Annotated in this window: 23 protein-coding genes and 1 pseudogene; 7 read left to right on the top strand and 17 right to left on the bottom strand. The window is 61.6% G+C overall.

Annotated elements, in window-relative coordinates; translation table 11 throughout:
* Nucleotides 1–371: 371 nt before the first annotated feature.
* From C437_RS02150 to C437_RS02185, 8 genes are all read right to left on the bottom strand, one after another.
* Nucleotides 372–3,596, bottom strand: a complete 3,225-nt coding sequence (locus tag C437_RS02150) for a UvrD-helicase domain-containing protein (RefSeq protein WP_160163007.1) — start codon at nt 3,594–3,596, stop codon at nt 372–374.
* Between the two features lie 455 nt (nt 3,597–4,051).
* Nucleotides 4,052–4,438 carry a rhodanese-like domain-containing protein gene (locus tag C437_RS02155; protein ID WP_004515230.1) on the bottom strand — a complete coding sequence of 129 codons (387 nt, stop codon included), beginning with the start codon at nt 4,436–4,438 and terminating at the stop codon, nt 4,052–4,054.
* Nucleotides 4,439–4,476: 38 nt separating this feature from the next.
* Nucleotides 4,477–5,019, bottom strand: coding sequence for an NUDIX hydrolase (locus C437_RS02160; RefSeq protein WP_004515231.1), 543 nt, complete (start codon nt 5,017–5,019; stop codon nt 4,477–4,479).
* 5 nt (nt 5,020–5,024) lie between these two features.
* Nucleotides 5,025–5,429 (bottom strand): hypothetical protein, encoded by a 405-nt coding sequence (locus C437_RS02165; RefSeq protein WP_004515232.1) that lies wholly within the window; start codon nt 5,427–5,429, stop codon nt 5,025–5,027.
* The gene (locus C437_RS02170) at nt 5,429–5,842 is read right to left on the bottom strand and encodes a DUF5809 family protein (RefSeq protein WP_004515233.1); all 414 of its coding nucleotides are present in this window, start codon (nt 5,840–5,842) and stop codon (nt 5,429–5,431) included. The genes C437_RS02165 and C437_RS02170 overlap by 1 nt, the downstream gene beginning before the upstream one ends.
* 23 nt (nt 5,843–5,865) lie before the next feature.
* A complete protein-coding gene (locus C437_RS02175; RefSeq protein WP_004515234.1) occupies nt 5,866–6,345 on the bottom strand; it encodes a DUF5810 domain-containing protein in 480 nt (159 codons plus the stop codon).
* 151 nt (nt 6,346–6,496) lie between these two features.
* A complete protein-coding gene (rimI, locus tag C437_RS02180; protein WP_004515235.1) occupies nt 6,497–6,994 on the bottom strand; it encodes a ribosomal protein S18-alanine N-acetyltransferase in 498 nt (165 codons plus the stop codon).
* Nucleotides 6,995–7,465: 471 nt separating this feature from the next.
* Nucleotides 7,466–9,439, bottom strand: a complete 1,974-nt coding sequence (locus C437_RS02185; RefSeq protein WP_004515236.1) for an aconitate hydratase — start codon at nt 9,437–9,439, stop codon at nt 7,466–7,468.
* A 141-nt stretch (nt 9,440–9,580) separates the two neighbouring features.
* On the opposite strand from C437_RS02185, the pseudogene C437_RS02190 reads away from it, so the two are divergent.
* From C437_RS02190 to C437_RS02205, 4 genes and pseudogenes are all read left to right on the top strand, one after another.
* Nucleotides 9,581–10,063, top strand: a pseudogene (locus C437_RS02190) (deoxyuridine 5'-triphosphate nucleotidohydrolase); the annotation flags it as partial.
* A gap of 222 nt (nt 10,064–10,285) precedes the next feature.
* Entirely contained in the window at nt 10,286–10,945 is a 660-nt protein-coding gene (locus C437_RS02195) for a helix-turn-helix domain-containing protein (RefSeq protein ID WP_004515238.1), read from the top strand.
* Nucleotides 10,946–11,166: 221 nt separating this feature from the next.
* On the top strand, nt 11,167–11,445 hold the full coding sequence (locus tag C437_RS02200; protein ID WP_004515239.1) for a HalOD1 output domain-containing protein: 279 nt from the start codon (nt 11,167–11,169) through the stop codon (nt 11,443–11,445).
* A gap of 58 nt (nt 11,446–11,503) precedes the next feature.
* Nucleotides 11,504–11,887, top strand: a complete 384-nt coding sequence (locus C437_RS02205) for a methylglyoxal synthase (RefSeq protein WP_004515240.1) — start codon at nt 11,504–11,506, stop codon at nt 11,885–11,887.
* Nucleotides 11,888–11,917: 30 nt separating this feature from the next.
* Here the strand turns inward: C437_RS02205 and queC are convergent, their stop codons facing one another.
* From queC to C437_RS02225, 4 genes are all read right to left on the bottom strand, one after another.
* Nucleotides 11,918–12,616 carry a 7-cyano-7-deazaguanine synthase QueC gene (gene queC / locus C437_RS02210; RefSeq protein ID WP_004515241.1) on the bottom strand — a complete coding sequence of 233 codons (699 nt, stop codon included), beginning with the start codon at nt 12,614–12,616 and terminating at the stop codon, nt 11,918–11,920.
* Nucleotides 12,617–12,639: 23 nt separating this feature from the next.
* Nucleotides 12,640–13,422, bottom strand: coding sequence for a 7-carboxy-7-deazaguanine synthase QueE (locus C437_RS02215; protein ID WP_004515242.1), 783 nt, complete (start codon nt 13,420–13,422; stop codon nt 12,640–12,642).
* Nucleotides 13,422–13,871 (bottom strand): 6-pyruvoyl trahydropterin synthase family protein, encoded by a 450-nt coding sequence (locus C437_RS02220; protein ID WP_004515243.1) that lies wholly within the window; start codon nt 13,869–13,871, stop codon nt 13,422–13,424. The genes C437_RS02215 and C437_RS02220 overlap by 1 nt, the downstream gene beginning before the upstream one ends.
* Nucleotides 13,872–14,103: 232 nt before the next feature.
* Nucleotides 14,104–14,394, bottom strand: a complete 291-nt coding sequence (locus C437_RS02225) for a hypothetical protein (RefSeq protein ID WP_004515244.1) — start codon at nt 14,392–14,394, stop codon at nt 14,104–14,106.
* Nucleotides 14,395–14,529: 135 nt separating this feature from the next.
* Here C437_RS02225 and C437_RS02230 point away from each other — a divergent pair, with 135 nt between their 5' ends.
* Nucleotides 14,530–15,219 carry a hypothetical protein gene (locus C437_RS02230; protein WP_004515245.1) on the top strand — a complete coding sequence of 230 codons (690 nt, stop codon included), beginning with the start codon at nt 14,530–14,532 and terminating at the stop codon, nt 15,217–15,219.
* 466 nt (nt 15,220–15,685) lie between these two features.
* On the opposite strand, the gene C437_RS02235 is transcribed toward C437_RS02230, so the two are convergent.
* Nucleotides 15,686–17,014 (bottom strand): M28 family peptidase, encoded by a 1,329-nt coding sequence (locus C437_RS02235; RefSeq protein WP_004515246.1) that lies wholly within the window; start codon nt 17,012–17,014, stop codon nt 15,686–15,688.
* Between the two features lie 63 nt (nt 17,015–17,077).
* Complete coding sequence (locus C437_RS02240; RefSeq protein WP_004515247.1) at nt 17,078–17,410, bottom strand: hypothetical protein; 333 nt, start codon at nt 17,408–17,410, stop codon at nt 17,078–17,080.
* 111 nt (nt 17,411–17,521) lie between these two features.
* Between C437_RS02240 and C437_RS02245 the strand changes: the two genes are divergently transcribed.
* Nucleotides 17,522–18,589: a zinc-dependent alcohol dehydrogenase family protein gene (locus C437_RS02245; RefSeq protein WP_004515248.1), complete on the top strand. Its 1,068-nt coding sequence runs from the start codon at nt 17,522–17,524 to the stop codon at nt 18,587–18,589.
* A gap of 38 nt (nt 18,590–18,627) precedes the next feature.
* Nucleotides 18,628–18,864: a hypothetical protein gene (locus C437_RS02250; protein WP_004515249.1), complete on the top strand. Its 237-nt coding sequence runs from the start codon at nt 18,628–18,630 to the stop codon at nt 18,862–18,864.
* A gap of 11 nt (nt 18,865–18,875) precedes the next feature.
* Here the strand turns inward: C437_RS02250 and C437_RS02255 are convergent, their stop codons facing one another.
* From C437_RS02255 to C437_RS02265, 3 genes are all read right to left on the bottom strand, one after another.
* Entirely contained in the window at nt 18,876–19,193 is a 318-nt protein-coding gene (locus C437_RS02255) for a 2Fe-2S iron-sulfur cluster-binding protein (protein WP_004515250.1), read from the bottom strand.
* A gap of 22 nt (nt 19,194–19,215) precedes the next feature.
* A complete protein-coding gene (locus C437_RS02260) occupies nt 19,216–20,613 on the bottom strand; it encodes a selenium-binding family protein (RefSeq protein ID WP_004515251.1) in 1,398 nt (465 codons plus the stop codon).
* Between the two features lie 112 nt (nt 20,614–20,725).
* Entirely contained in the window at nt 20,726–21,628 is a 903-nt protein-coding gene (locus C437_RS02265; RefSeq protein ID WP_004515252.1) for an NAD-dependent epimerase/dehydratase family protein, read from the bottom strand.
* Nucleotides 21,629–21,679: the final 51 nt, after the last annotated feature.

Genomic DNA, 21,679 nt, shown 5'->3' on the forward strand with positions numbered 1-21,679 from the left:
GACACGGAACACTCAGCCGGAGTGTTTGCTCTCGTCGTATAGGTATTTTATATGTTCGCTATATAGACAGCTGTAGCACTACTGGCGAAGTCAGCAGTGGTCCGATACGCTCAGGGCAGCAACTCGATGCCAGCAACGGGCTGTCGGATCATCCGCTCACGTCGTCCGCAATGGAGGAACTTTTTCTGAGCGGGGGAGTGGGACCCGCTGGCGATGACGAGATGTTACCACCGCTGAGAGCCAGTTTCTATTAATTGATTGCTTGGCCGGTGACATCGTGTTCAGATACGCAGATTCGTGGACCGATCGGAGACTGGGCTATATCGGCACCCGCTCGTTCTATGTACGCCGGTTTTTATCGACAGTCAACATTACTCAGCGGGTTCGATTCGCGTATCGCTGTGTACTATCAGGTCTGTCGTGCCCTTCCATTCGTCCAGCCGTGGGTTTATAAACTGATACGTTGTACCCTCGGAGAGTTCCGGGGAACCATTGCCACTCCAGACCGTCACATACAGTTCTTCAGAGCCATCCCAAGCGTATCCCTTCTGTTGTATATTATCCGGGAGATCGTCGAAGAGACTCTGCACCTCTGCTTCGACGATAGTATCTGTGGATTCGGGCTCGGAGTCCGCTTTCCCGAGAGGGAGTATCTCAGTCGCCTCCGTCAGGTGCAATTGTACTCGGCCCTGGAATTCGTCGACTCTGACACCACGCAGTTGGTATCTCATCTGCTGCTCTAACATTGTCACGTCGGTGCCATCCCAGATAATAAACTGGCACGCTCCGGTTTCGTCGGTAAATGTACCCTCCTGTTGTTTTGACTCGTGACTGTCATCGTTGATGGTGGTGACGACGCCCTCGACGGTTACCGTGTCATCAGCACTATCTAACGCGTTCAGTTGATGTATGTCGGTCAAGTGTGCCTCGATCTCGTTAACGAATTTGGACTGGTTCCCTCTCTGCGTGCAGATATCCAGTGTTTGCTCGGCTCGTGTAATCGCTACGTAGAACAGCCTGCGTGCCTCTGCCTCACTGTTCGTATCGACCGGCTCAACGGGGGCGAGTAAATTGTCACGGTCTGCAAGCGGAATCCCATCATCATCATCGGTAGCGTGCAAGATAATGACGTGTTCTGCCTCTCTCCCCTTCGATTGATGAATCGAAAAGACCGACACGCCGTCGTCGTCATACCCCACTGCCGACCACGGTCCGGAATTGGTTCGATACTGGTCGTCTTTGCCATCGTACGGAATCCGCCGCTGTTCAAGTTTGGTTTTGACTGCGTCGAGATACGGAGCTCCTCGGTCCAGATGGCAGAGGATCATGATATCTTCAGGAACGGCGGATTCGTCCTCGAGATAGCGCTGGGTACGCTCAGCGGCGAACTCACCAACCGATTCTTTGTACTCATATCTCGAACCGTCCGGCAAGATATGTAACTGTGGGTCCGCTTCGGTACCAGACTCAACACGCTGCTGTTTGCTAATTTGCTTGTCGTTGTGTTCGATGAGCGCCTCGCCCGTGCGCACAACCTGAGACGGGCTCCGATAGTTCTTGGTCAGCATCGTCCGCGTGTGGGGGGCGAAGTGATCCCCAAACTCTACGAAGTATTTCACCTCCGAGCCCTGGAACGAATAGATACTCTGCCAGTCGTCACCGACACAAAATAACCGTGGATTGTCAGCCCCGTCGGTGAACCGAGACAGAAGTTCAACATTCATCCCAGAGACATCCTGAAACTCGTCGACAAGAACGTGTTCGTACTGATCCGCGTATGCCGTGCCAGGATCGGCAACGGCATCTATAGCCGTCGAGATCATATCGCTGAATATCATCAGCCGATTCGCATCTATATATTCGGCAAAGTCCTCGTACAGTTTGATACCACACTGGCCGAAGTAATACTGCCGTGGATCGTCTTCTGTCAGGTGCCGCCTGATTTCGTCCCGGCTGAGATTAAACTGCCGGGCCTTCTGCACAAAGTCTTTGAATTTACTGTATATCTGACCCTCTACGTCGTTGTACTGATATGTGTCTTCGATGAGTTGTGTTGTCGATTTCGGGGTCAGAGACACGCCATTGAGTTCTAGTCGATGTGCGAGGACTTGCTCAAGCCGCCCGTTCTCGTGCTGGAATTCATATGTGTTGATCAATCCGAATTTCTCTGCGGTCTCGAACTGCTCTCGTGCCCACAGGAGTTTCTCGATGTATTCTTCGCTGGTCCACGAAAACCACGGAGCGACGTCTGCGTTTTCGTCGAGCCCCCAGTGTTCGATATAGAGGTCGTGGTCTGGCAGATAGAAATCCGGATTGTAACTACCCTTATCGGCAGCAGTCTCAGCCCAGGTAGCGAGGTCCTCATGCCGGTATTCGACTCCGTGTTCAAACAGCCAATCCGCGATTTTCTTTTCGGCGTGAGATTCGACCTCTTCTCCTTTGAGCGTCGTGTACCGTTTCTCGCGTCTGGCCTCGAAGAATTCTTCCCTCGTATCGAATTCGCTCTGCTGCAAGAGGTCGGTATTCAATCGCCGAAGAAACTCCGCATAGAACTCCCGGAACTCGGGGTCTGTCCGCCTTCGTTCGGGCACCGTGTCTTTGATAAAATTGAGGATGTCGTCGCCTACAATCAGATCCCGGGGACGATCTAAGTAGTCCATCGCAATGTTCAGCCCGAACGAATGGAATGTTGAGCATTCGACACTGTTGATATCGAACCACTCCTCGAGTCGTTGTTCCATCTCCTCTGTGGCCGAGTTCGTCAACGTAAGTGCGATAATCTCTTCGGGATCAACGCCGAGTTCATGGATTAAATACGCGATTCTAGCAGTGAGAGTTACCGTTTTTCCGGTTCCCGGGCCAGCGACGACCTGGTTTGCTCGGTTGTTCCTGACAACCGCCTGCGCTTGCTTAGTGTTGAGACTGTGATTCTCGTCGTCGTACTCTTCGAACAGGTGGCGGGAGCGTTCTATTTCGTGCGCTACGAACCCCTCGATGTTCTCACCTCCCTCGTTGTACTGCTCGACGAATTCCCGATCAGCTCTGAGTTGGGACTCGAGTTCGTCGAGTCGGTCACGAACTGCCTGTGGTGGCGTCTCCAGTTGGTTTCGTGCGTCGGTGACTCGACTGACGAGGCTCTCAAGTTTCCTAATCAGTTGTTGTTGTTCATCAGACGGGAGATATTCATCGTATTTCCGAAGCGATGTCGATGGTCGACATAAGTTTCGATGTCGACGGCGTATCGTCTCAACGTCATCACGAATCTTCACAGCAGCCTGGAGGGCGGTTAGTTGCCGTTTGAGGTCGTTGAATTGTTCCAGCTCGGATTTAGTAAGGTAGGCACACCAAAGCTGCTGACTTGTTGGAGGGGTGTGCTCGATGTCATACGCAGCTGTCCCCGTCTCAACTGCACTCTCCAATTGCTGGTTGAGTGCATCTATTCGCTGTTCGATTGGCGTTATATCGTCCAGTGGGGGGATAGCACGGTCAGTAGCGGCTTTCTTGTCGCTTCGGAGCCACGGTTCCTTGAGTGTGGTCTGGTACAGCTGGCGACAGTCCGCTACTTCGGTCTCGCTGTTCTCAGCCCACGTCGACAATGCGTCAGCGATATCCTGTCGGAGATGCTCGTGAGCAGTTTGGTCGGGAACCGAAACAAAGCGTCGTAGGAGCGGTACTCGGCTGGGGAGAGTCGACTCTTCCTCAGTGAGCCACTGCTGTGTATTAGTCCACGGCATGATGTCGAAAGCTACGAGCTGCTTGCTGACTGGTAGCGGTGGAGGCTAATAAATCACGCTTTTGCTCGGATTATCGAAATGTTTCCAGTCCCCAGAGGCAACGGTACGCGTTTGGGTGTTGGGACGTCTGTTTACTCCGGATCGGATATACGAAGGACTTCTCGGGACGAGACTCCGCGTTCCACACGTCCAGAACGAACGAGTTTTTCACGAAGGGCAGTCTACCACGCACTGGTGGCGATGACGAGATGTTACCCCCGCTGAGCCCCTTGTGACGATGGACTTTTCCTGAGCCACCATTTCACTCCAAACAGCAGCTAAAACGGTGCAGCAGGACCTTCGTCGGTGTCTCCGTCAGCAGCCGCAGTGTCTGCCGTCGCCTCCCCGTCAGCGGTTGCACGTTCCAGCGGCCCGTCCCAGCCGTTCAGCCCTGGTTCAAAGCTCACAACGTCGCCATCAAAGCCTTCATACGACGCGATAAGCCGGGCAGCCTGGACGCTAGACTTCCCCTTCGGACATACTGTCACAACCTCGTCGTCGCCGTCGAACCGTTCGACTTCGTCAACGAGCGACGGGAACGGGACGTTCTCGCTTCCGGGAATGTGGCCTCGCTCGAACGCGCCGGGCGAGCGGATATCGACCACTCGGACCGCCTCCTCGTCGAGTTTCGACCGTAGCTCGTCGGTGTCGATTTCGCCGTCCATACCCAGCCGCTAGCGGCCGATGCCTAAACCTTCACCGGCTACAGCAAGCCGTCGGCCTGTGCCAGCAGGATGCCTTCGATGGTCGCGTCGTTGGCCGGTTCGCGCCGAGCGACCTGCAGCGCCTCGTCGATGGGCACCGTCGTCACCGAGAGGAACTCGTTGTCATCGAGCTCCCGGTCGACGGGTTCGAGGCCCTCCGCGAAGACGATGCCGCGGCGGTGCCGAAGCACGCCGGTCGAACACGAGAACTCCTCGATGAGCGAGACGCCGGCAGCCTCGAAACCGGTCTCCTCGCGGAGTTCGCGCGCCCCGGCGGTCGTGTATGATTCGTCGTCCTCGACGATACCCGCCGGGAGTTCGAGGCACTGCTCGCGAATGGTCGGGCGGTACTGGTCGACCATGACGAGTTCGTCGCCGGTCGTCGCAACCACGACGGCCGCATCTGGCAGTTCAGCCCAGTAGTAGTCCTTCTCGGAACCGTCGGGCTGGCGTACCCGGTCATAGCCGCCGGTGTACCAGCCGGTTTCGTACTCGCGCTTGCTCTCGATAATGGGCCACTCGTGGGCCGGTTCGCGGGTCATACGTTCTATCGGACCGCGACGTGGTAAAACGTGCCGTTGTGCCTGACGACGACGCCGTCGTCAGTCACAGCCCCGTCGAACTGCTGTTGCAGGGCGTCGCGCTCGTCAAAGGGAGAGTGGGTGAATGCACCTTTGAATCCCAGTGGCCCGCGCCAATACGGCTCGGACTGCCCGGCCGCCGACGGGGATGCGTCTGCAAGCGCCTCGCTCGTGTACGGGAAGCGCCGCTCGGACTGGGTGCTCCAGTTGACCGCCGTGCCGTTGTCGACGCTGTACTCGCCGTCGGTCGGCGTGGCGACGATATAGTAGGGGTCACCGCTCTTGAGCAGGCCCGGCAGCGCACCCAGGGCCAGCAACAGCACGACGACGGCGATGATGCCAAGTAAGGTGTTCCGTGTGACCGGACGCATCAGACGACCTCGCGATAGATGCGGCCGAAGGCCTGACGACGGAGCGTCCCGACGGCAGCCCGGCGTTCGTCCTGAAACGTCGCTGCGACGGCCTGCTCCGCAAAGGGCGCAGCGTGCCAGACGACGTTGTCCACGTTCTCCGCGCCGACCAGCGTCACCTCACAGTCGGTGTCCTCGCGCCATGCTTCGAACTCCGTCATCGAACCGACCTGAACGGCGAGCGATTCTGCGAACAGTACGTCGCGAGCGGTTTCGACGACTTCGCTGGTGACCCGCTCCTCGTAGGTCTCCGCGTCGAGACCCATCGCCTTCGCGACTTCCTTGACGACGACCTGTGCCGTCGGCCCAAACGCATCGTATCGCTCGCGGGCCTCGGCTGCCGATGCCGGCGCGAACTGCCCCTCAGTGTCCATACGTCCCCTTGCTGCCGGCGGGACTATTCGGTTTCGTCTCCGCTGTCGTCGGCGTCGGAATCCGGCGTGTCAGCAGCGCCGGACTCCGGTACGTCACTGTCAGCGGCGTCCGAATCGCTTTTATCGCCGTCGCGCAGCATCTCCCGCGTCAGGTCCCGAGCCTCGGCCAGTACCTCGCTGTCGTGGTCGCTAAGCGCGTTCGACCCACGGTGGCGGTCCGCGCCCTGCGGGAGGTCACCGTGGTCGTGTCCGTGCTCGTGACTATGCCCGTCGCCGCTGCGGTCGACGGTGTCCTCGAACATCTGTGGGAACTCTGTCTCCTCGGCGTACTCGACGACCTCGGTCGAGAGTTCGTCCTCGCCGAGCTGGCCCCAGTCGGGGACGCGCTCGTCGAGCCACGCTTCGTGGTCGTCACCACCGGTCATCGCGGTAAATGCGAGGTGATTCGCCAGATGCACGTCGTCGGCTTGCGGGTCGTCACACACTGGACAGGCGTATCCCATGGGTGTGCAAACTGTGGCTACGGAGCCGTATATGCAGTCGGGGTCTCGGAGCGGTGGTCGGTGCGAGAGGGCTGGCTGCGAAGGGCCATCGGGCAACAGACTGCACAGTACGACCACAGCGCTCAAACAGTGACAGGCGTAGCCGACACAGTCATAATAGTCGGACCATCACAAGCGCATTCTCGCCGTTGCTGTAGTAGTTCGGAATGGTCTTTCGGTGCTCGAACCCAAAACGCCGGTAAAGCTTCCGTGCGCCGCCATTGTCGGCTCGGACCTCCAGCTTGACTGAGCCAGCCCCGGTCTCGCCGATGACCTCAAGTGCGCGCGTCAACAGTGCGCTCGCAACCCCTTGCCGACGGTACGACGGCCGAACCGCGAGGTCCTTGATGTGGCCGAGCGGGGTACCGTGGTTTGGCACCGTGTCCGCGATGACGTAGCCCGCGACGGCCGGCGGGTCGCCATCGTCGTTGTCTGTTTCGGCGACGAGAAACCCCGGTTCGCCGAGATAGCTCTCCAGTGCCGAAAACGGCCACGGCTGTGGAAACGACGCCTGCTCAATGCGGTGGACCTCGATGAGGTCTGCACGGACAGCGCGCCGAACCGCTGGTGTGCCCGGCGTCTCCGGCCCGTCAGGAGCGACCGTTGTCACGTGTGTATTTTAGTGTGGACCTACATATGTGTTACCGCCGACCGAAGGTGCCTGTGTTCTGACTGTTTGTCGATAGGTGCTGATAGTTCATGCATCGATACGACCGAGGCAAGGTTAGAAATGCGGAAGGTTCTTTAGCCTGACGAGTCTACAGCTAGGTGCACCCATTTTGGGTGCCACCACCCCCACCCCCACCCCTCTTTCCAAACTTTTCAATCGCTGTCGGGGTGTACTGGAGATAGGTTCATCAGGGTCGATTACACGCGTCGGGAACGGAGGAGTCACTTCCAACGGGTCTCAGCTGCGTCGCTGTTGCAGGAGAAACTTCTGAGAGTCCCCAGCATCTGATACAGGTAGTACTGAGACTCGATTCGTTGCTCGAAAAATCACGGGCGGAAGAGAACCGCGCTGTCTCACGGCGCGTCGCGCCGTTCGAGATATAAGAGACTCCTCGCTACGCTCGGAGTCTCTCTAGTCGTCTGCAGGCGCAGCGCCGCCGTCGTCGTGTTGCTGCTTCGTGTGCGAGAGCTTGCCACCGGCGGCGAGGATCTCGCGTTCGCGCTCGGAGGCGTCAAGCTGGCCGGTCGCTTCCCAGTCGTCGTTCACGCGGATGGTGAACTCTGTCTGGCCGGATTTGACTGCCTCGGCCGCGTCGTCGACGATCTCGATGTCGTCGCCTTCCTCGATCTTCTCGTAGGTCTCCTCGTCGATGGTGAGCGGGACGATACCGAAGTTGAACAGGTTCGCCTTGTGGATGCGGGCGAAGCTCTGTGCAAGGACGGTCTCGATACCCAGGTACATCGGGCACAGGGCCGCGTGTTCACGCGAGGAGCCCTGACCGTAGTTCTCGCCAGCGACGAGCACACCGCCGTCGGCTTCGAGTGCGCGCTCCGCGAACGTGTCGTCGACACGCGAGAGCGTGAACTCGGAGAGCTTCGGGACGTTCGACCGGTACATCAGGATGTCCTGTGTGGCCGGGATGATGTGGTCCGTCGTGATGTTGTCCTCCATCTTGAGGAGGGCCTCACCACCGACTTCCGTCTCCAGCGGGTCCTTCAGCGGCACGTCACCGATGTTCGGGCCCTTGATGAGCTCGTCGTCGACGGCGTTGTCCGGCGCGATGAGGTCCGATTCGGAGTTGCCGATGTACTGGTCGGGCATCTCCAGACCCGGCGCTTCGAGGTCGCCGAGTTCGTCGGCGAGGTCTCGCGGGTCGACGATTTCGCCTTTGATGGCCGCCGCGGTGGCGACTTCCGGCGAGCAGAGGTAGACGTTGTCGTCCTCGATGCCGGAGCGACCCTCGAAGTTGCGGTTGAAGGTTCGCAGCGAGACTGAATCGGAGGCTGGGACGTGACCGATGCCGATGCAGGCACCACACGTCGCCTCGGAGAAGTTGACGCCGGCGGCCATCATCTCCGCGGTCCAGCCCTCGCGGGCCAGCATCTCGGAGGCCTGCTTGGAGCCGGGGGCGACGATCATCTCGGTCTTCTTGTCGATGTTGCGCCCTTCCAGCATCTTCGCGGCCGGGAGGATGTCCTCGTAGGCGCCGTTCGTACAGGAACCGATCATGACCTGCTCGACGTCGACGCCCTCGACCTCGGAGACGGGGACGACGTTGTCGGGCATGGACGGCTCGGCGATGAGCGGTTCGAGGTCCGAGAGATCGACGACGATCTCGTCGGCGTACTCGGCGTCCTCGTCGGGGCCGATGTCCTCGAAGACGTCCTCGCGGCCGAGGCGCTCGAGGTAGTCCTTGGTCTGGTCGTCCGTCGGGAAGATAGAGGACGTTGCACCGAGCTCGGTCCCCATGTTGGTGATGGTGGTCCGCTCGGGGACGGTCAGCGTCTCGACGCCGGGACCGGTGTATTCCAGCACCTTGCCGACGCCGCCCTTGACCGAAAGCCGGCGGAGCAGCTCCAAGATGACGTCCTTGGCGGTGGCCCATTCGGGCAGCTCGCCTTCGAGGCGGACGTTGACGACTTCCGGCATCTCGATGTAGTAGGCACCGCCACCCATCGCGACGGCGACGTCGAGCCCACCGGACCCGATGGCGAGTTCACCGAGGCCACCGGGGGTCGGCGTGTGCGAGTCGGACCCGAGCATCGTCTTGCCGGGTGCGGCGAAGTTCTCCTTGTGGACGTTGTGACAGATACCGTTACCGGGGCGTGAGAAGTGAGCCCCGAACGTACCCGCCGCAGAGCGGAGGAAACGGTGGTCGTCGGTGTTCTTGAAGTCGAACTGATATGTCTGGTGGTCACAGTACTGTGCGGCCAGTTCCGTCTGGACCTCTTCGAGGCCCAGCGCTTCGAACTGCAGCCAGACGAGCGTCCCGGTCGTGTCCTGTGTCAGCACCTGATCGATCTCGATACCGATCTCTTCTCCGGGTGTTAGCTCCCCTTCGACGAGATGGTCGTCGAGAATTTTTTCCGTAAGCGTCTGTCCCATAACGTGCGTCAATGGATGGCGCGGCGGTATAAATCCCGCGTATTCCGTCGTATTTTTCATATAAAAACCCGCTCCGTCCGTCACTCAGAAGCGAGTCAACCGGCCGAGACGGCAGTCGGCCAGACCGGCAGGTCTTTCCACGACACTCACACAGAACCGCGTATGTTCAAAAGCGGACGATTCGTCGCCGATGCCCTCGGCGACCTGCGCGAGTCGCAAGTGCAACCGAACGGCGTCGACCTCACGCTCGGTGCGATCTACGAGCAGGTCAAACCGGGGCGCATCGAACGCGGTGGCAAGACTGTTGGCGACCGACAGGAGATCGAACCCAGCGACGGAATGTACCACCTCGACCGCGGTGGCTACATCGTCGAGTACGCCGACCGCGTCGTCATTCCAGATGGCCACATCGGCTTTCTCCTCCCCCGGTCGTCGTTGCTCCGGAACTCCTGCATGCTCGATACGGCAGTCTGGGACGCCGGCTACGAGGGGCGGGGCGAGGGGCTACTGGAGGTCCACCATCCAATAGAACTCGAAGCGGGCGCACGCGTCGCACAGCTCGTACTCGCCGACGCCGCTCACGAGGGGACGTACGAAGGGTCGTATCAGGGCGAAAATCTCTGATCCGTAACCGCGGTCCGAAACAGGTCTCGTGGCTCTAAACATGGTAGGCCATGCTGTGAATTTAAGTGGATTTCCTGAGTGCTATCCATTGGTGCTTGAAGCAACTATACCCCGGTCCACACCGCCGTCAGCCTTCAGTACCCGGAAATTACACAAGCACCGTTTTCAGGTACGACAACTGTCTGACCGGGGTTTATCACCGTTGCTGCGTGACAGTGAGACATGATAGTAGAATTTCACATCGATGCCCCCCTCTTGCAGCGAACAGCTGAAACGCTGAGTAAAGCAGCGATACGGATACAGCGACTGCACTGCGAGAGCGGCGACTGTCGTGCCGTCGCCTGGATTGGCCCCGTCGAACGGCCCGCCATCGAAGCGAATCTGGCCCAGGACGAGAGTATCACCGACTATGCCCACGTAGCGGCAGAAGGAGATGGTCACTGGTACACCCTACACACAACTGATACGACAATCGACGCGATCGGAGAAGCGCTGTTGAACGCGGACGGGTTCCTGCTCGGCGCCGCACAGACCGGCGAGGACTGGGTCTTTCGGGCCCGGTTCCCCGAGAAGAGTTCGGTGCTGTCGTTCCGTGACGCGCTCGTGTCCAGTGATATCACCATCGACATTCAGACAATCACTGACGACACAGAAGCCTCCCCTCAGTTCGGCGTGACGGACCCACAGAGAGAAGTGCTGTTGCTCGCGCTCAATCGTGGGTACTTCACCGTCCCGCGGGAGTCGTCTCTCTCGGATCTCGCCGCCGAACTCGGTATCTCCAGTCAGGCCGCTTCGGAGCGGCTCCGCCGGGGGACGCGAACACTGGTCCAGAACACACTGGCAGCCCCTGAGCGGCCGCTTGTCGGCTCACCGCCGGAGTAATCGAGAGGAGACCGGAACCCCGTCCGTAGAAAGCGAGGACGGTTGGACGCTGGCTCTCTGTGAGGGTGGGTCTGGGAGTTGTCTGTCGGCGAGCAGCCGTTTTTGCGTCATTTGAGCCGACAGTGTGGGTGGACCGTCTTGACCGTCGTCGACACGCCGGTTACTTCAGACAGTGAAATAGCTCATCCGCTGTTATAAGAGAAGGGAGCGTATGCTGGTGTATGAGCTCGAACGAGGGGACTGTGTATATGCTGCGGAGTCGGGCCACGGAAGGGTCCGACGACTGGGTGAGCCCCGAGCCCGCGGGAGATGTTATTGCCGATGCGGTGCTTGAAGCGACGGATCTGGATGCGGATGATATTGACGGGCTGGATACGTACGTCGACAGCGAGTCACTCCGTGCGGTCGTCGGAGAGGGGACGACGGAGTCGCTGACGTTCGCTGTCGAAGGACACGACGTGACAGTAACCGCTGATGGAGAGATTTCTGTCGGTGGGTAACCGGCGCTAACAGGCCCCCGTCCAAATGACATAAGTCGATGGCCAGAGAGCCACAGGTATGACCCGTGTCGCGCTCATCGCACACGACGACGAGAAGCCAGAGATGATCGATCTGGCACAGAGTTACGAATCGACACTCTCGGAGTTCGATCTCGTCGGAACTGGCACGACGAGCAAGCGTATTATGGCCGAGACCGACCTCACGGTCGAGCGCAAGGAGAGCGGGCCGATGGGCGGCGACACACAGATCGGCGCGGAAGTCGCCGAGGGCCGGATGGACGGCATCGTCTTCCTCCGGGACCCGCTGACGGCACAGCCCCACGAGCCGGACATCTCAGCGCTCCTGCGCATCTGTGACGTCCATGACGTGCCGCTGGCGACGACGCGGACCTCGGCGGAATACGTTCTCGACGGGCTGGCCCAAGACACAGCCGACGACTAGCCCGTCAGAAGGCAACCGTTCGCGGGCTGCCTACTCCGCGTACGTCGGTCGCTCCGCGTACTCGATGGGGTCTCGCTCGCCGATGCGCTGGAAGGCTTCGAGCCGGAAGGCGCAGGCGTCACACGTCCCACAGGCCGGTTCGTCGTCCCGGTAACAGCTCCACGTATCCTCGTAGGGGACGCCGAGTTCGACGCCGCGCTCGGCGATGTCGGTCTTGGACCACTCGATGAAGGGCGCGACGAGGTCGATGTCCGTCTCTGGCTTCGTGCCGGCGTCGATGACGCTCTGAAAGGCGTCGAAGAAGGCGGGCCGGCAATCCGGATACCCCGAGAAGTCCTCGCTGTGTGCGCCGATGAAGACGGCCCCGCAGTCGTTGGCCTCGGCGTAGGAGACAGCCATCGACAGCAGGTTCGCGTTGCGGAACGGGACATACGAGGTCGGAATCTCGTCGCTGTCGGTGTCGGCGTCGGCCACGTCCATCGAGTCGTCGGTCAGCGACGACGCACCGATCTGCGTGAGGTGGCCGGTCTCGACGTGGAGGAAGTCCGCCGCGTCGACGTGGTCGGCCAGTGCGCTGGCACAGTCGTACTCCCGGTCTTCGGTGTTTTGCCCGTAGCTCGTATGGAGGAGATACAGGTCGTCGTAGCCGCGGGTCTGTGCTTCATAGGCCGCCGTGGCGCTGTCCATGCCGCCGGAGGCGAGCACGACAGCGCGGGTGTCGTCAGTCATCTGTGATGATTTCAGTAAGTGCCTCAAGTGCCCGGTGCGTCGTTCCAGAGGTCGACGTGGAGCCGCGGCGTGTAGCGGTAGCCGTACTCCAGCGCGAGGTCCGCGACGGTCTCCCGGGTCGATTCGAGCTGGTCGCGGGTCTGTCCTTCCGGCATCAGTAACACGTCGTCGTCACGTACGCGAGCCGAGGCGGCGTCGCGGAGGCGCTCGATGAGGCGCTCGATTTCGGCCATGTCCTCGCGGCCCGTGACGACGAACTTCAGTTGCGTGTCGTAGGTTTCGACGAGGTCGGCCAGCGTGTCCAGGTCGAGCCGGCGCTCTTCGTGGCGGTCAGCCCACTCGCCGTCGCCGTCCGGGTCGCGGTCGGCCGTCGGCGTGCTGGAGGCCAGTTTCGGGCTGACGCTGGCGAGGTCAATCGGAGCCTCTGGAACGACAGTCCCGTTGGTCTCGACCGTCGTGTGGTAGCCCCGGTCGGCCAACCGCTCCAGCAGGACCTCGCTCGAATCGTGAATGAGTGGTTCGCCGCCGGTGAGGACGACGTGGTCGGCGTCGTACTCCGCGATAGCCGCGAGCACGTCGTCGACGGCGAACCAGTCGTGGGTCGGCTCCCACGAGGTGTGATAGGAATCACAGAACCAGCACCGCAAATTACAGCCGCTGGTCCGGACGAACACGCTCGGAACGCCGGCCAATCGGCCCTCGCCTTGCAGCGACTGGAACAGTTCGTTGATCGGGAGGTCACCCGTCTCCGCGTCGGCGTCAGTTCCCTCGATATCGACCCCGGGCGCGTCGTTCGCGACCGGCATCAGCGGATACAGAGTTCGCTGGTCTCCCGAACGGAGACGGCCACATCCGAGACTGTCTCCGGGAGGTGGTCGGCGAGACGCTGTTCCAGTATTGTGGCCATGACTTCGGCTGTCGGCGGGTGGTCGAGAACGACCACAGCGTCGCCATCGCCGCTGGCATCGAAGGCCTCGACCAGCGGGTCGCCGGCTTCAAGCAGGAAGCGGTGGTCCCATTCGTCGACCACGTCCGTGATTTCGCCCTTGTCGACGACCCACCCTTCGTCGGTGAGTTCACCGGTGACGCGGACAGTAATCTCGTAGTTGTGTCCGTGCGGGCGCGAGCATTTCCCGTCGTGATGTAGCAATCGATGGCCCGCAGAGATCCGGAGCGGTCGATCACCGCCGACAACAAGTTCGCGCTCGCCAGCGTCGGCGAGCGTGTCATCGGCCCTCGATAGTCGCTGAGACATATCACGGTATTATCGGTCGGTGGCTTAACTCTCACGGGAGCTGGCTGGCCAGTGCCTCGGTACCACGGAACTGAGACGAACGAGGGGCGAGTCGTTACTGTCCGACAGTAGGTGCGCAGTGGGAGACACGTATCGAGAGCGAGCAGACGGCGATAATCGAACGGAGTTCACCGTAAAACGGCGCTCAGCGACCGCTGACGGTCGCTCCGCGTGTTACTGAGAGTCCGCAGAGTCACTCAGAGAGTGAGTCCTCGGCAACGGCCGCAAGTCGTCGGTTCACGGCTCGGAGATACTCGGCGGCAGCGTCGGGGTCGTTGGTATCGAGCGCGGCGGACACTTGCTCGTAGCCGTGGAGCAACTGCGAGCGCAACTCACACTCCGGCAGTTTGTTCCGGCTGACCGTCTCGGCCGTCGCAACTGTCTGTCGAGCCGTATCGAACTCCGCTGCGGTAATCGCCGTCTCGCCCTCTTCAGCGAGTTGTGTCAGCACCGCGTGTACGTCGCTGGGCAGGTCTCTGGACACAGACGCTGTTAGGTGTGCACAGAGATAACAGTCATGTTGGTCACACAGCGGTGAGCGCCGGCCCGCCTCGTGGGCGACTCTCACCGCGAGGGAACCGGCGTAAGGGATAGGTCACTGTAGCCCACAGAGTCGGGTGTGACACGACGTGCCGTCGAACGGGAGTTCGAACGTTACCTCTCGCAGTTCGTCGACGAGACGTACGCGGCATTCGATGTGGCGGCCGTGCTACGCGGATCAAGTGGAGGCGGGAGCCGCGTTGCGGGCAAACTACTGAACAACAGCCGACCGCTAGAACGCCACGTCATCCGACCGAAGCTCCAGTCCTACCAGCAACAGATACTCGCCCAACTGGAGCCGGTACTGGATTACGCCGCCACTGATACGACGTTTGACACGTATGCGGACGAAGTGCTGGCCCGCGATATCTACTGGAACGCGCTCCGTGACACCGTCCGCGGCGACCAACGAGAACAGATTCGGGAGCGACTGCTGGCCCGCCAGCAATCGTTTGGAGACGACCTCGCGCCGCTGGTCGCCGCCGACAGCGACGACTTCTGGACGGCTGTCACTGACACATACGACCGGGAAACGGCGACGGACATCGTTCAGACACACTTCGAGTTCTCCGTGCCACTGCGGGAGGACCAGAACGCCTTCGCCTTCGAACTCAGCATTGACCCCGGTGAGGTGCTGGGCGGGCTCGCGCGGGCCCTGCCAACGCTCAACGTCGAATTCACCGACGAGGCGTTGCGGTCGATGCGCCACGCTGAACAGCAGGTCATTCCGTCGGCGAAGGCTGACGTAGAACAGGCTTACGAGTCATAGAGTAGCCCTGCTACTGCGCGCCGTTTTGCACAGCCCACAGTACCAGCCGGTGCTCAGAGTGGTAGCGTCCGAAAGTGGACACAACAGCCGTCTTGGCACGTGGACGGCTATTGTGTCGGATATTGGTGTTGGTGTTGACTGACGACGGCAGGTATGGTTACTCACGTCGACTCGGCCTCGGACTCCGCGAGGCCGATATAGCATGGGAGCTTGGCAGCGAACGCCGGTGACGGCGTTCACCTACGGGCTACAGTACGTAGACCAATCAACCTGCCATCGATTTCCATGTACCCATATGGTAAATAACCTACGAAATATGTTACTTCTATACCGAGTAAATCATTATAGTCCGTCTTCAGCAACCATAACGCCGGAACGCAGGAGGGGACAGAACTACTAGAAATCTGGTAATTCTTTATCGAAGGTCACGAGAGTCAAACGTGACAGTGACGGGACCGGCGTCGCGTCAATCGTCGAAGGGCCAGTCACCGGTACTCCGCATTCCTTCGGCGAGATTCTGTGCTTCGAGCGCATCGGCGATCTCCGCAGGGTCTTTGTGAGCAGGCTGTGCTGACCTGTCAGCAAGCGTCACGGCGAGTTCTGTCAGGAGGATAGCCTGCTCGCGGAACGTCCGGGGTTCCAGTTTGTCCAGCGTATCGGCATGGGTGTGACCCCAGCCACGCCCATCGCCGCCGGTTTCGCTGGTCACGTGATAGCCGGGGACGCCCCGCCGCACGAACGGCCAGTGGTCGCTGTGAGGACCCTGCTCCGGCGTGAGCGAAATGGGGTGGTCGAGACGGTCGGCCACACTCTCGGCAGCGGCGGTCAACGCGTCGAAGCCGTGGGTGTAACACTTCAGCGTGCGTCCCTGAACGACACCGTCGAAGTTGAGCACGGCCGTTACGTCGTCAAGAGCGGTTTCGGCGGCCAGCCGGTTCGAGCCGACCAGACCGACCTCCTCGGCACCGAAGGCGACGAACTCCACGCGGGTCGCCAGTTCGTCCTCGCGGCCGGCCAGCGCGCGGGCGGCCTCGACGACCATCGCCGTCCCGGCCCCGTTGTCCATTGCCCCCTCCGCGATGTCGTGGGCGTCGATGTGGCAGGTCACCAGTAGTCGTTCTTCCGTGTCCGGTCCGAGTTCGGCGTGGACGTTCTGGCTCGTCGCAGCGGGCGTCTCGCAGTCGACGCTGAGGGTGACAGCGTCACCGGCGTATCGGCGGGCCAGTCGCGCGCCCGTCTCGCTGGCGACGCCGACAGCCGGAACCTCGCCGATAGGGGCCTCGGCCGTCCCGACGCTTCCGGTCGGTGGCAACACGCCTTCGACGTGGTTACAGTAGATGAATCCGACTGCGCCGGCCTCGACGGCGCGGTAATACTTCTCCCGCCGGTGGATGTAGCGGTCGTACCAGTCAGGCACGTCAGAGCGGGCCAGCACTATCTGGCCCTCACAGTCGGCGTCCTCGAAATCCGCTGGGAGGCCGTGGCCAACGTCGACCAGTTCGCCAGTCACCTCGCCGGACGGCGACCGCGGAAGGGCGATGCATTCGTGAGCCTGCGTCGCGACCGGTGACCCCCCGACGAGGACGGCGCTGTCGCCCCGCTCCCAGCCCTGTATCTCGAACTCGGAGAGTCGTGCGTCGCGGGTGTATGCTGCCAGCGCGTCTCGGGTCGCTTCGGCGGCCCTCCGTTCGCCGTCGCTGCCCGCCATCCGGTTTCCGATGTCGACCAGCGTCTCCAGGTGGTCCCACCCGACTGTGCTGGTGAACGTTTCGCCGATCCAGTCAGTGTCGTCCATACGTCTCGGTGGGGCCGTGCCGGCTTTGAAATTAGGGGTCGCCGGGCCGGTACTCGGCCGCAGTCACGACGACGCGAGTGGCCCGTATCGACTGGCGACCCCGTACCCGATAACCGCCAGTGTAGTGTTTGCGAGGCCGAACAAGAGCAACGACAAAAGCAGATCAAGCGGCGTGACAGCGATAACCGGCTGGTTCAAGAGCCGATAGTACGCCGAAAGGAGATCGCTACCGAGGGCAGTTGCGGCGAGAAACCCGCCAAAACTGGCGATGCCGACGGTAGAGGCGGCTGCGGTGCAGTACCGCCGGGACAGGGCACGCCGTCTGGCGTCGGCGTACACCAGCGCAGTGACGGCTGGCGACACGAACAGGGCAACGGCAACCGGGAGGAGGGTCACAGTCTGGTAATTAATTGCAGAGCGATATAAAATCGGCACCTGATCGCTGGCCGGTCAGCCGTATGGGGTCGCTGTCCTCGGTATTTTGTCGGGTGCGCGCGAAGCAGACCTATGCACGCCGCAGTGCTTGAGGCGTACGACGAACCACTGGTAGTCCGGGACCGCGATTCGCCGACGCCGGACCCTGACGGGGCCGTCGTCGAAGTCGAAGCGTGCGGAATCTGCCGGAGCGACTGGCACGCCTGGCAGGGCCACGGCGACTGGGCCGACGACGACGTGCCGATAGGACAGGTGCTGGGCCACGAACCGGCGGGCCGCGTCGTCGAAACGGGCGACCGGGTGAGAGCAGTGTCATCCGGCGACCGGGTCGTCGTGCCGTTCAACCTCGGTGACGGGACCTGTAGCTACTGCCGGAACGGTCACGGCAACGTCTGTACGGACGGGTGGGCGCTGGGCTTCGAGTCCGACGTTCCGGGCGCGTTCGCTGAGCGGGTCGCCGTCCCGCATGCCGACTACAACCTCGTGGAACTGCCCGACAGCGTCGGGTTCGACGCCGCGGCAGCGCTGGGCTGTCGGTACGTCACGGCCTTTCACGCGCTGGCACATCGGGCCGATGTCGATGCAGGGGACCGCGTCGCGGTGCATGGCTGTGGCGGCCTCGGGCTGGCGGCCGTCCAGATCGCGTCGGTGCTAGGGGCGAGCGTCATCGCAGTCGACATCCGGGACGAACCGCTGGCGATGGCCCGCGACGTGGGCGCGAGCAGCGTCGTTGACGCCAGCGGTGTGGCGGACGTGCCGGCGGTCATCGAGGCCGAGACCGACGGCGGTGCGGAGGTGTCCGTCGACGCGCTGGGCCGGGCCGAGACCTGCCGGAACAGCGTTCAGTGCCTCCGACCACGGGGAACGCACGTTCAGGTCGGGCTGACGACTGCTGCTGAACGCGGCGATGTGGCGCTGCCAACCGACTGGATCACCCGCTGGGATATCGACGTGCTCGGCTCTCGCGGGATGCCGCCGTCGCGGTACGACGAACTCCTCCGTCTGGTCGCCGACGGGACGCTCAGCCCCGGAGCACTCATCACCCGCCGGGTGGCGCTGGAGGGCGTTTCGGAGCGGCTAGCCGCGATGACCGACTACCAGACCGACGGCGTCGAGCTGGTAACAGAGTTCGGCCGGTAGCGGGTACGCTTTTATCGCTTCAGCTTGATAACTCAAGCATGTCTGACATACTGCGTGACGCCGTCTTCGAACCAGTCCGGGACGCGGTCCCGTTTCTGGTCATCACCGTCCTGTGGGTTATCGTGACACTCGTCCTCTACGGCCTCTTTCTCGTGACCAAGCCGAGCGAGATCAGCTACGACGCTTGGGTGCATGCGACGGTGTTTGTCGTCCCGATGATCGGGTTCTTGGGACAGGTGCTCCAGCAGGCGCTGTCGGGCCACCAGCGGGCATAACCGGTGTCATATCACTTCCACGGGTTCGGGACCAGTTCGGCCTGCACCGTCGCACCGACGGCGAGATGTGTATCGGTCGTCGGCTCAGCGATACAGAGCAGGACGTAGCCGTCCGCCAGATGTCGGTCCTTGAGCGCCCGCGGCGGGCGGTGATGGACCACGTCGCCGGACAGCAGCCGAGCGGTACAGGTCCCGCACGCGCCAGTCCGACAGCCAAACGGCAGTCCGATATCCGCAGCCGCCGCGGCATCGAGTATCGTCTCGCCGTCCGCCACCGAAACCGTCTCCGTCCGGTCGCTGTTTCGCCAGTCCAGCAGGACCTCGGTCATCGGCTGCCCAGCCGAGCTGCCCTCATTGCCACACGTCGCTGGTACAGTCCCCGTCGGGCCACCGAATCTCGTGGGCACGAGCGGGGCCTTCAGGGAGGTCGCCGAAGTCCACGAGGAAGTCACGGTCCAGCGACATCGTTCCCGTCCGCGGGTCCACGTCGGCTTTGAGCATCACCGAGCCGTTTTCGGCCTCCTCGGGGAAGAACTGGTTGTCCCACGACGAAAACAGCGAGGTCGTCCAGTACAGCCGCTCGCCGTCGAGTGAGAGTTGGAGCATCTGCGGGCCGGCAACGATATCACGCCCCTGTACCTGCTGAATGTCGCCGAAGTAGCCCCCGATTGAGATGGAATCGGCCTTTCGGGGGTTCGACGGGTCCGAGATGTCGTACATCCACACCTCGCCGTGGAGCCAGTTCGACCCGAAGAGGTAGCGGTCGTCCATCGAGATGAGGATATCCGTCACCAGTGCCGGGACCGGCATGTCCCACCCCTCGTGCTCGCGGTCGTCGAACTCGATGACCGGTTCGGCGTGGTACTCACCGTTCGATTCATGGAAGTGGATGATGTTCGAGGACAGTGCCGCCCCGACATAGCCGTGTGTGCTCTCAGGCGTGTGCAGGAAGCGGGCCTCAAGCGGAATCAGGCCGTCCTCGCCGAGGTCGATGGTCTGCTCGACGGTGCCGGCCTCCCAGTCCCAGAAGTTGAGCCGCTGCCCGTACTTGCCGTCCTCGACATCGTCCAGATCGAAGCCGGGGTAGTACGTCTTCGGGGCCGCCCACTCCGTCGACAGCATCACGTTCTGGCGGGGCTGGTACCAGTAATCGTAGTTCATCTCAATCTCGCCGGGCGTGTCCCACCGGCCCTGCACCTCGAAGTCGTCGTTGAGTTCCAGAAAGCCGCCGGGGAGGTCGCCGTCGGCGTCGCCCAGCATGGAGATGAGAATCTCACCGTCGGGGATGCAGTGGACCGTATGCGGCGCGGAGAGGTCGTGTTCGTACACTTCCTCGGGTTCGATGACTTTCGTCAGCTCGGGGTCGCGGCGCTCCTTTGTGTCGACGATGTGAATTCGGGAGGACCGCTGGCCGGGAATGACGAGATGCTGGCGTTCCAGCCCGTCCATGTGACACGAGGAGGAGCAGGCGTTCCACCCGAAGTGGTGGAGTTCGTCGCCCTTGTTCGGCATTTTGACCCGGTTGATTATTTCGCTGTAGGTGTCCGAGTCGGGGTCCACGTCGACGACGGCTAGGAAGTCCGGCGCGTCGACGTCCTGGCCTACGTGTAGGCCCATCACGTAGGCGGTCTGTTCACGCTCGGCCTCCTCGATAGCCGCCTGCGGGGTGGCATACCCCGGTCCCTCGTGGTCGTGGTGCTCGTTATGATTGTGTGTCTCGCTCTCGGCTGGCTGCTCTGCATCACTCATGCGTGTTAGTTACATTCACATTACATTTTAGTGATGCGTTCCGGATGAAACGGCCGCTACATGCGGCGTGGTAATGGTCGCATCCGGATCGATGCACGGGCCACCGCTGGCTTCAGGCCAGTTGTCGCCAGCTCCAGATCGGTTCCCAGTCGAGTAGCTGCTCGGCTTTCGACGTGTCGATGAGCGCCGCATATGGGTCTCCGTGGTTACTCGCCTGTTCTCGGTAGTCGGCCTCGGGATACAGTGCTGCTGCGAGTTCGGCGCTCGGTGTCTCGGCGCTCGTGTCCGGGGCCGACACCCAGAGCCGCTCGTGGCCGTGAAACGACGCCTCGATGGCTGCCTCGACGAGCGTGACAGCGTCGGTAGCATGGACATACCCACAGAGCGTGTTCCGCTGGGTATGGAAATGCGCCGAGTCCCGGAGCCCAGCGAGGGTACGGTCGGCCTCGACGAACGTCTCGCGGGCCAGTTCGTCGTCGACCACCCACGGTAACCGAAGCGACGTGATGGTCTGCGGTGCGTCCGCACTTCGGCGGGCGAACCCGTCGGCAGCGATCTCCAGTGCCTGTTTCCCCATTGCGTACGGGTTTGACGGTGTAAGGCGGTGGTCCTCGTCGACCGGAAGATAGTCGATTGTGATCGGCTCCGGTTCGAACCCGCCGCCGATGGCGCTAAAACTCGACGCCAGAGCGACCGTATCAACGCCCAGTTCGCCGGCGGCCTCGAGTACGTGATAGCTGGACATGACGTTACTCTCGTAGGTCCGGTGTCCCGGCGCGCGGTCGGGCGTTGGAATCATCCCGAGGTGGACGACGGCGTCAGGGTCAGATTTTGCGAGCGCCTCGTACACGTCGCCCGCGTCAAGCAGGTCAGTCTCGACGTATGCGTCCGAGTGTGTCTCGTCGCGCCTACCACGGGAGAGATTGACCGTCCGGTACCCCGCTGCATCCAGATGTTCGAGAACGTGCGTGCCGACGCGGCCGTTACCGCCGGTGACGGCGACCGATTCGGGCATACGTACGTCTGCAGCGCACAGCGCCAAAACAGTCCCGCAGAGTCCGTCGCT

The sequence above is a fragment of the Haloarcula vallismortis ATCC 29715 genome, assembly GCF_000337775.1.
Taxonomy (GTDB): Archaea; Halobacteriota; Halobacteria; order Halobacteriales; family Haloarculaceae; genus Haloarcula; species Haloarcula vallismortis.

Bases quoted from the DNA above. Each gene is read 5' to 3' on its own strand.
- C437_RS02155 (WP_004515230.1), bottom strand. From the start codon at position 4,438: ATGGACGGCGAAATCGACACCGACGAGCTACGGTCGAAACTCGACGAG.
- C437_RS02160 (WP_004515231.1), bottom strand. From the start codon at position 5,019: ATGACCCGCGAACCGGCCCACGAGTGGCCCATTATCGAGAGCAAGCGC.
- C437_RS02165 (WP_004515232.1), bottom strand. From the start codon at position 5,429: ATGCGTCCGGTCACACGGAACACCTTACTTGGCATCATCGCCGTCGTC.
- C437_RS02170 (WP_004515233.1), bottom strand. From the start codon at position 5,842: ATGGACACTGAGGGGCAGTTCGCGCCGGCATCGGCAGCCGAGGCCCGC.
- C437_RS02175 (WP_004515234.1), bottom strand. From the start codon at position 6,345: ATGGGATACGCCTGTCCAGTGTGTGACGACCCGCAAGCCGACGACGTG.
- C437_RS02185 (WP_004515236.1), bottom strand. From the start codon at position 9,439: ATGGGACAGACGCTTACGGAAAAAATTCTCGACGACCATCTCGTCGAA.
- C437_RS02195 (WP_004515238.1), top strand. From the start codon at position 10,286: ATGATAGTAGAATTTCACATCGATGCCCCCCTCTTGCAGCGAACAGCT.
- C437_RS02200 (WP_004515239.1), top strand. From the start codon at position 11,167: ATGAGCTCGAACGAGGGGACTGTGTATATGCTGCGGAGTCGGGCCACG.
- C437_RS02205 (WP_004515240.1), top strand. From the start codon at position 11,504: ATGACCCGTGTCGCGCTCATCGCACACGACGACGAGAAGCCAGAGATG.
- queC (WP_004515241.1), bottom strand. From the start codon at position 12,616: ATGACTGACGACACCCGCGCTGTCGTGCTCGCCTCCGGCGGCATGGAC.
- C437_RS02215 (WP_004515242.1), bottom strand. From the start codon at position 13,422: ATGCCGGTCGCGAACGACGCGCCCGGGGTCGATATCGAGGGAACTGAC.
- C437_RS02220 (WP_004515243.1), bottom strand. From the start codon at position 13,871: ATGTCTCAGCGACTATCGAGGGCCGATGACACGCTCGCCGACGCTGGC.
- C437_RS02235 (WP_004515246.1), bottom strand. From the start codon at position 17,014: ATGGACGACACTGACTGGATCGGCGAAACGTTCACCAGCACAGTCGGG.
- C437_RS02245 (WP_004515248.1), top strand. From the start codon at position 17,522: ATGCACGCCGCAGTGCTTGAGGCGTACGACGAACCACTGGTAGTCCGG.
- C437_RS02250 (WP_004515249.1), top strand. From the start codon at position 18,628: ATGTCTGACATACTGCGTGACGCCGTCTTCGAACCAGTCCGGGACGCG.
- C437_RS02255 (WP_004515250.1), bottom strand. From the start codon at position 19,193: ATGACCGAGGTCCTGCTGGACTGGCGAAACAGCGACCGGACGGAGACG.
- C437_RS02260 (WP_004515251.1), bottom strand. From the start codon at position 20,613: ATGAGTGATGCAGAGCAGCCAGCCGAGAGCGAGACACACAATCATAAC.
- C437_RS02265 (WP_004515252.1), bottom strand. From the start codon at position 21,628: ATGCCCGAATCGGTCGCCGTCACCGGCGGTAACGGCCGCGTCGGCACG.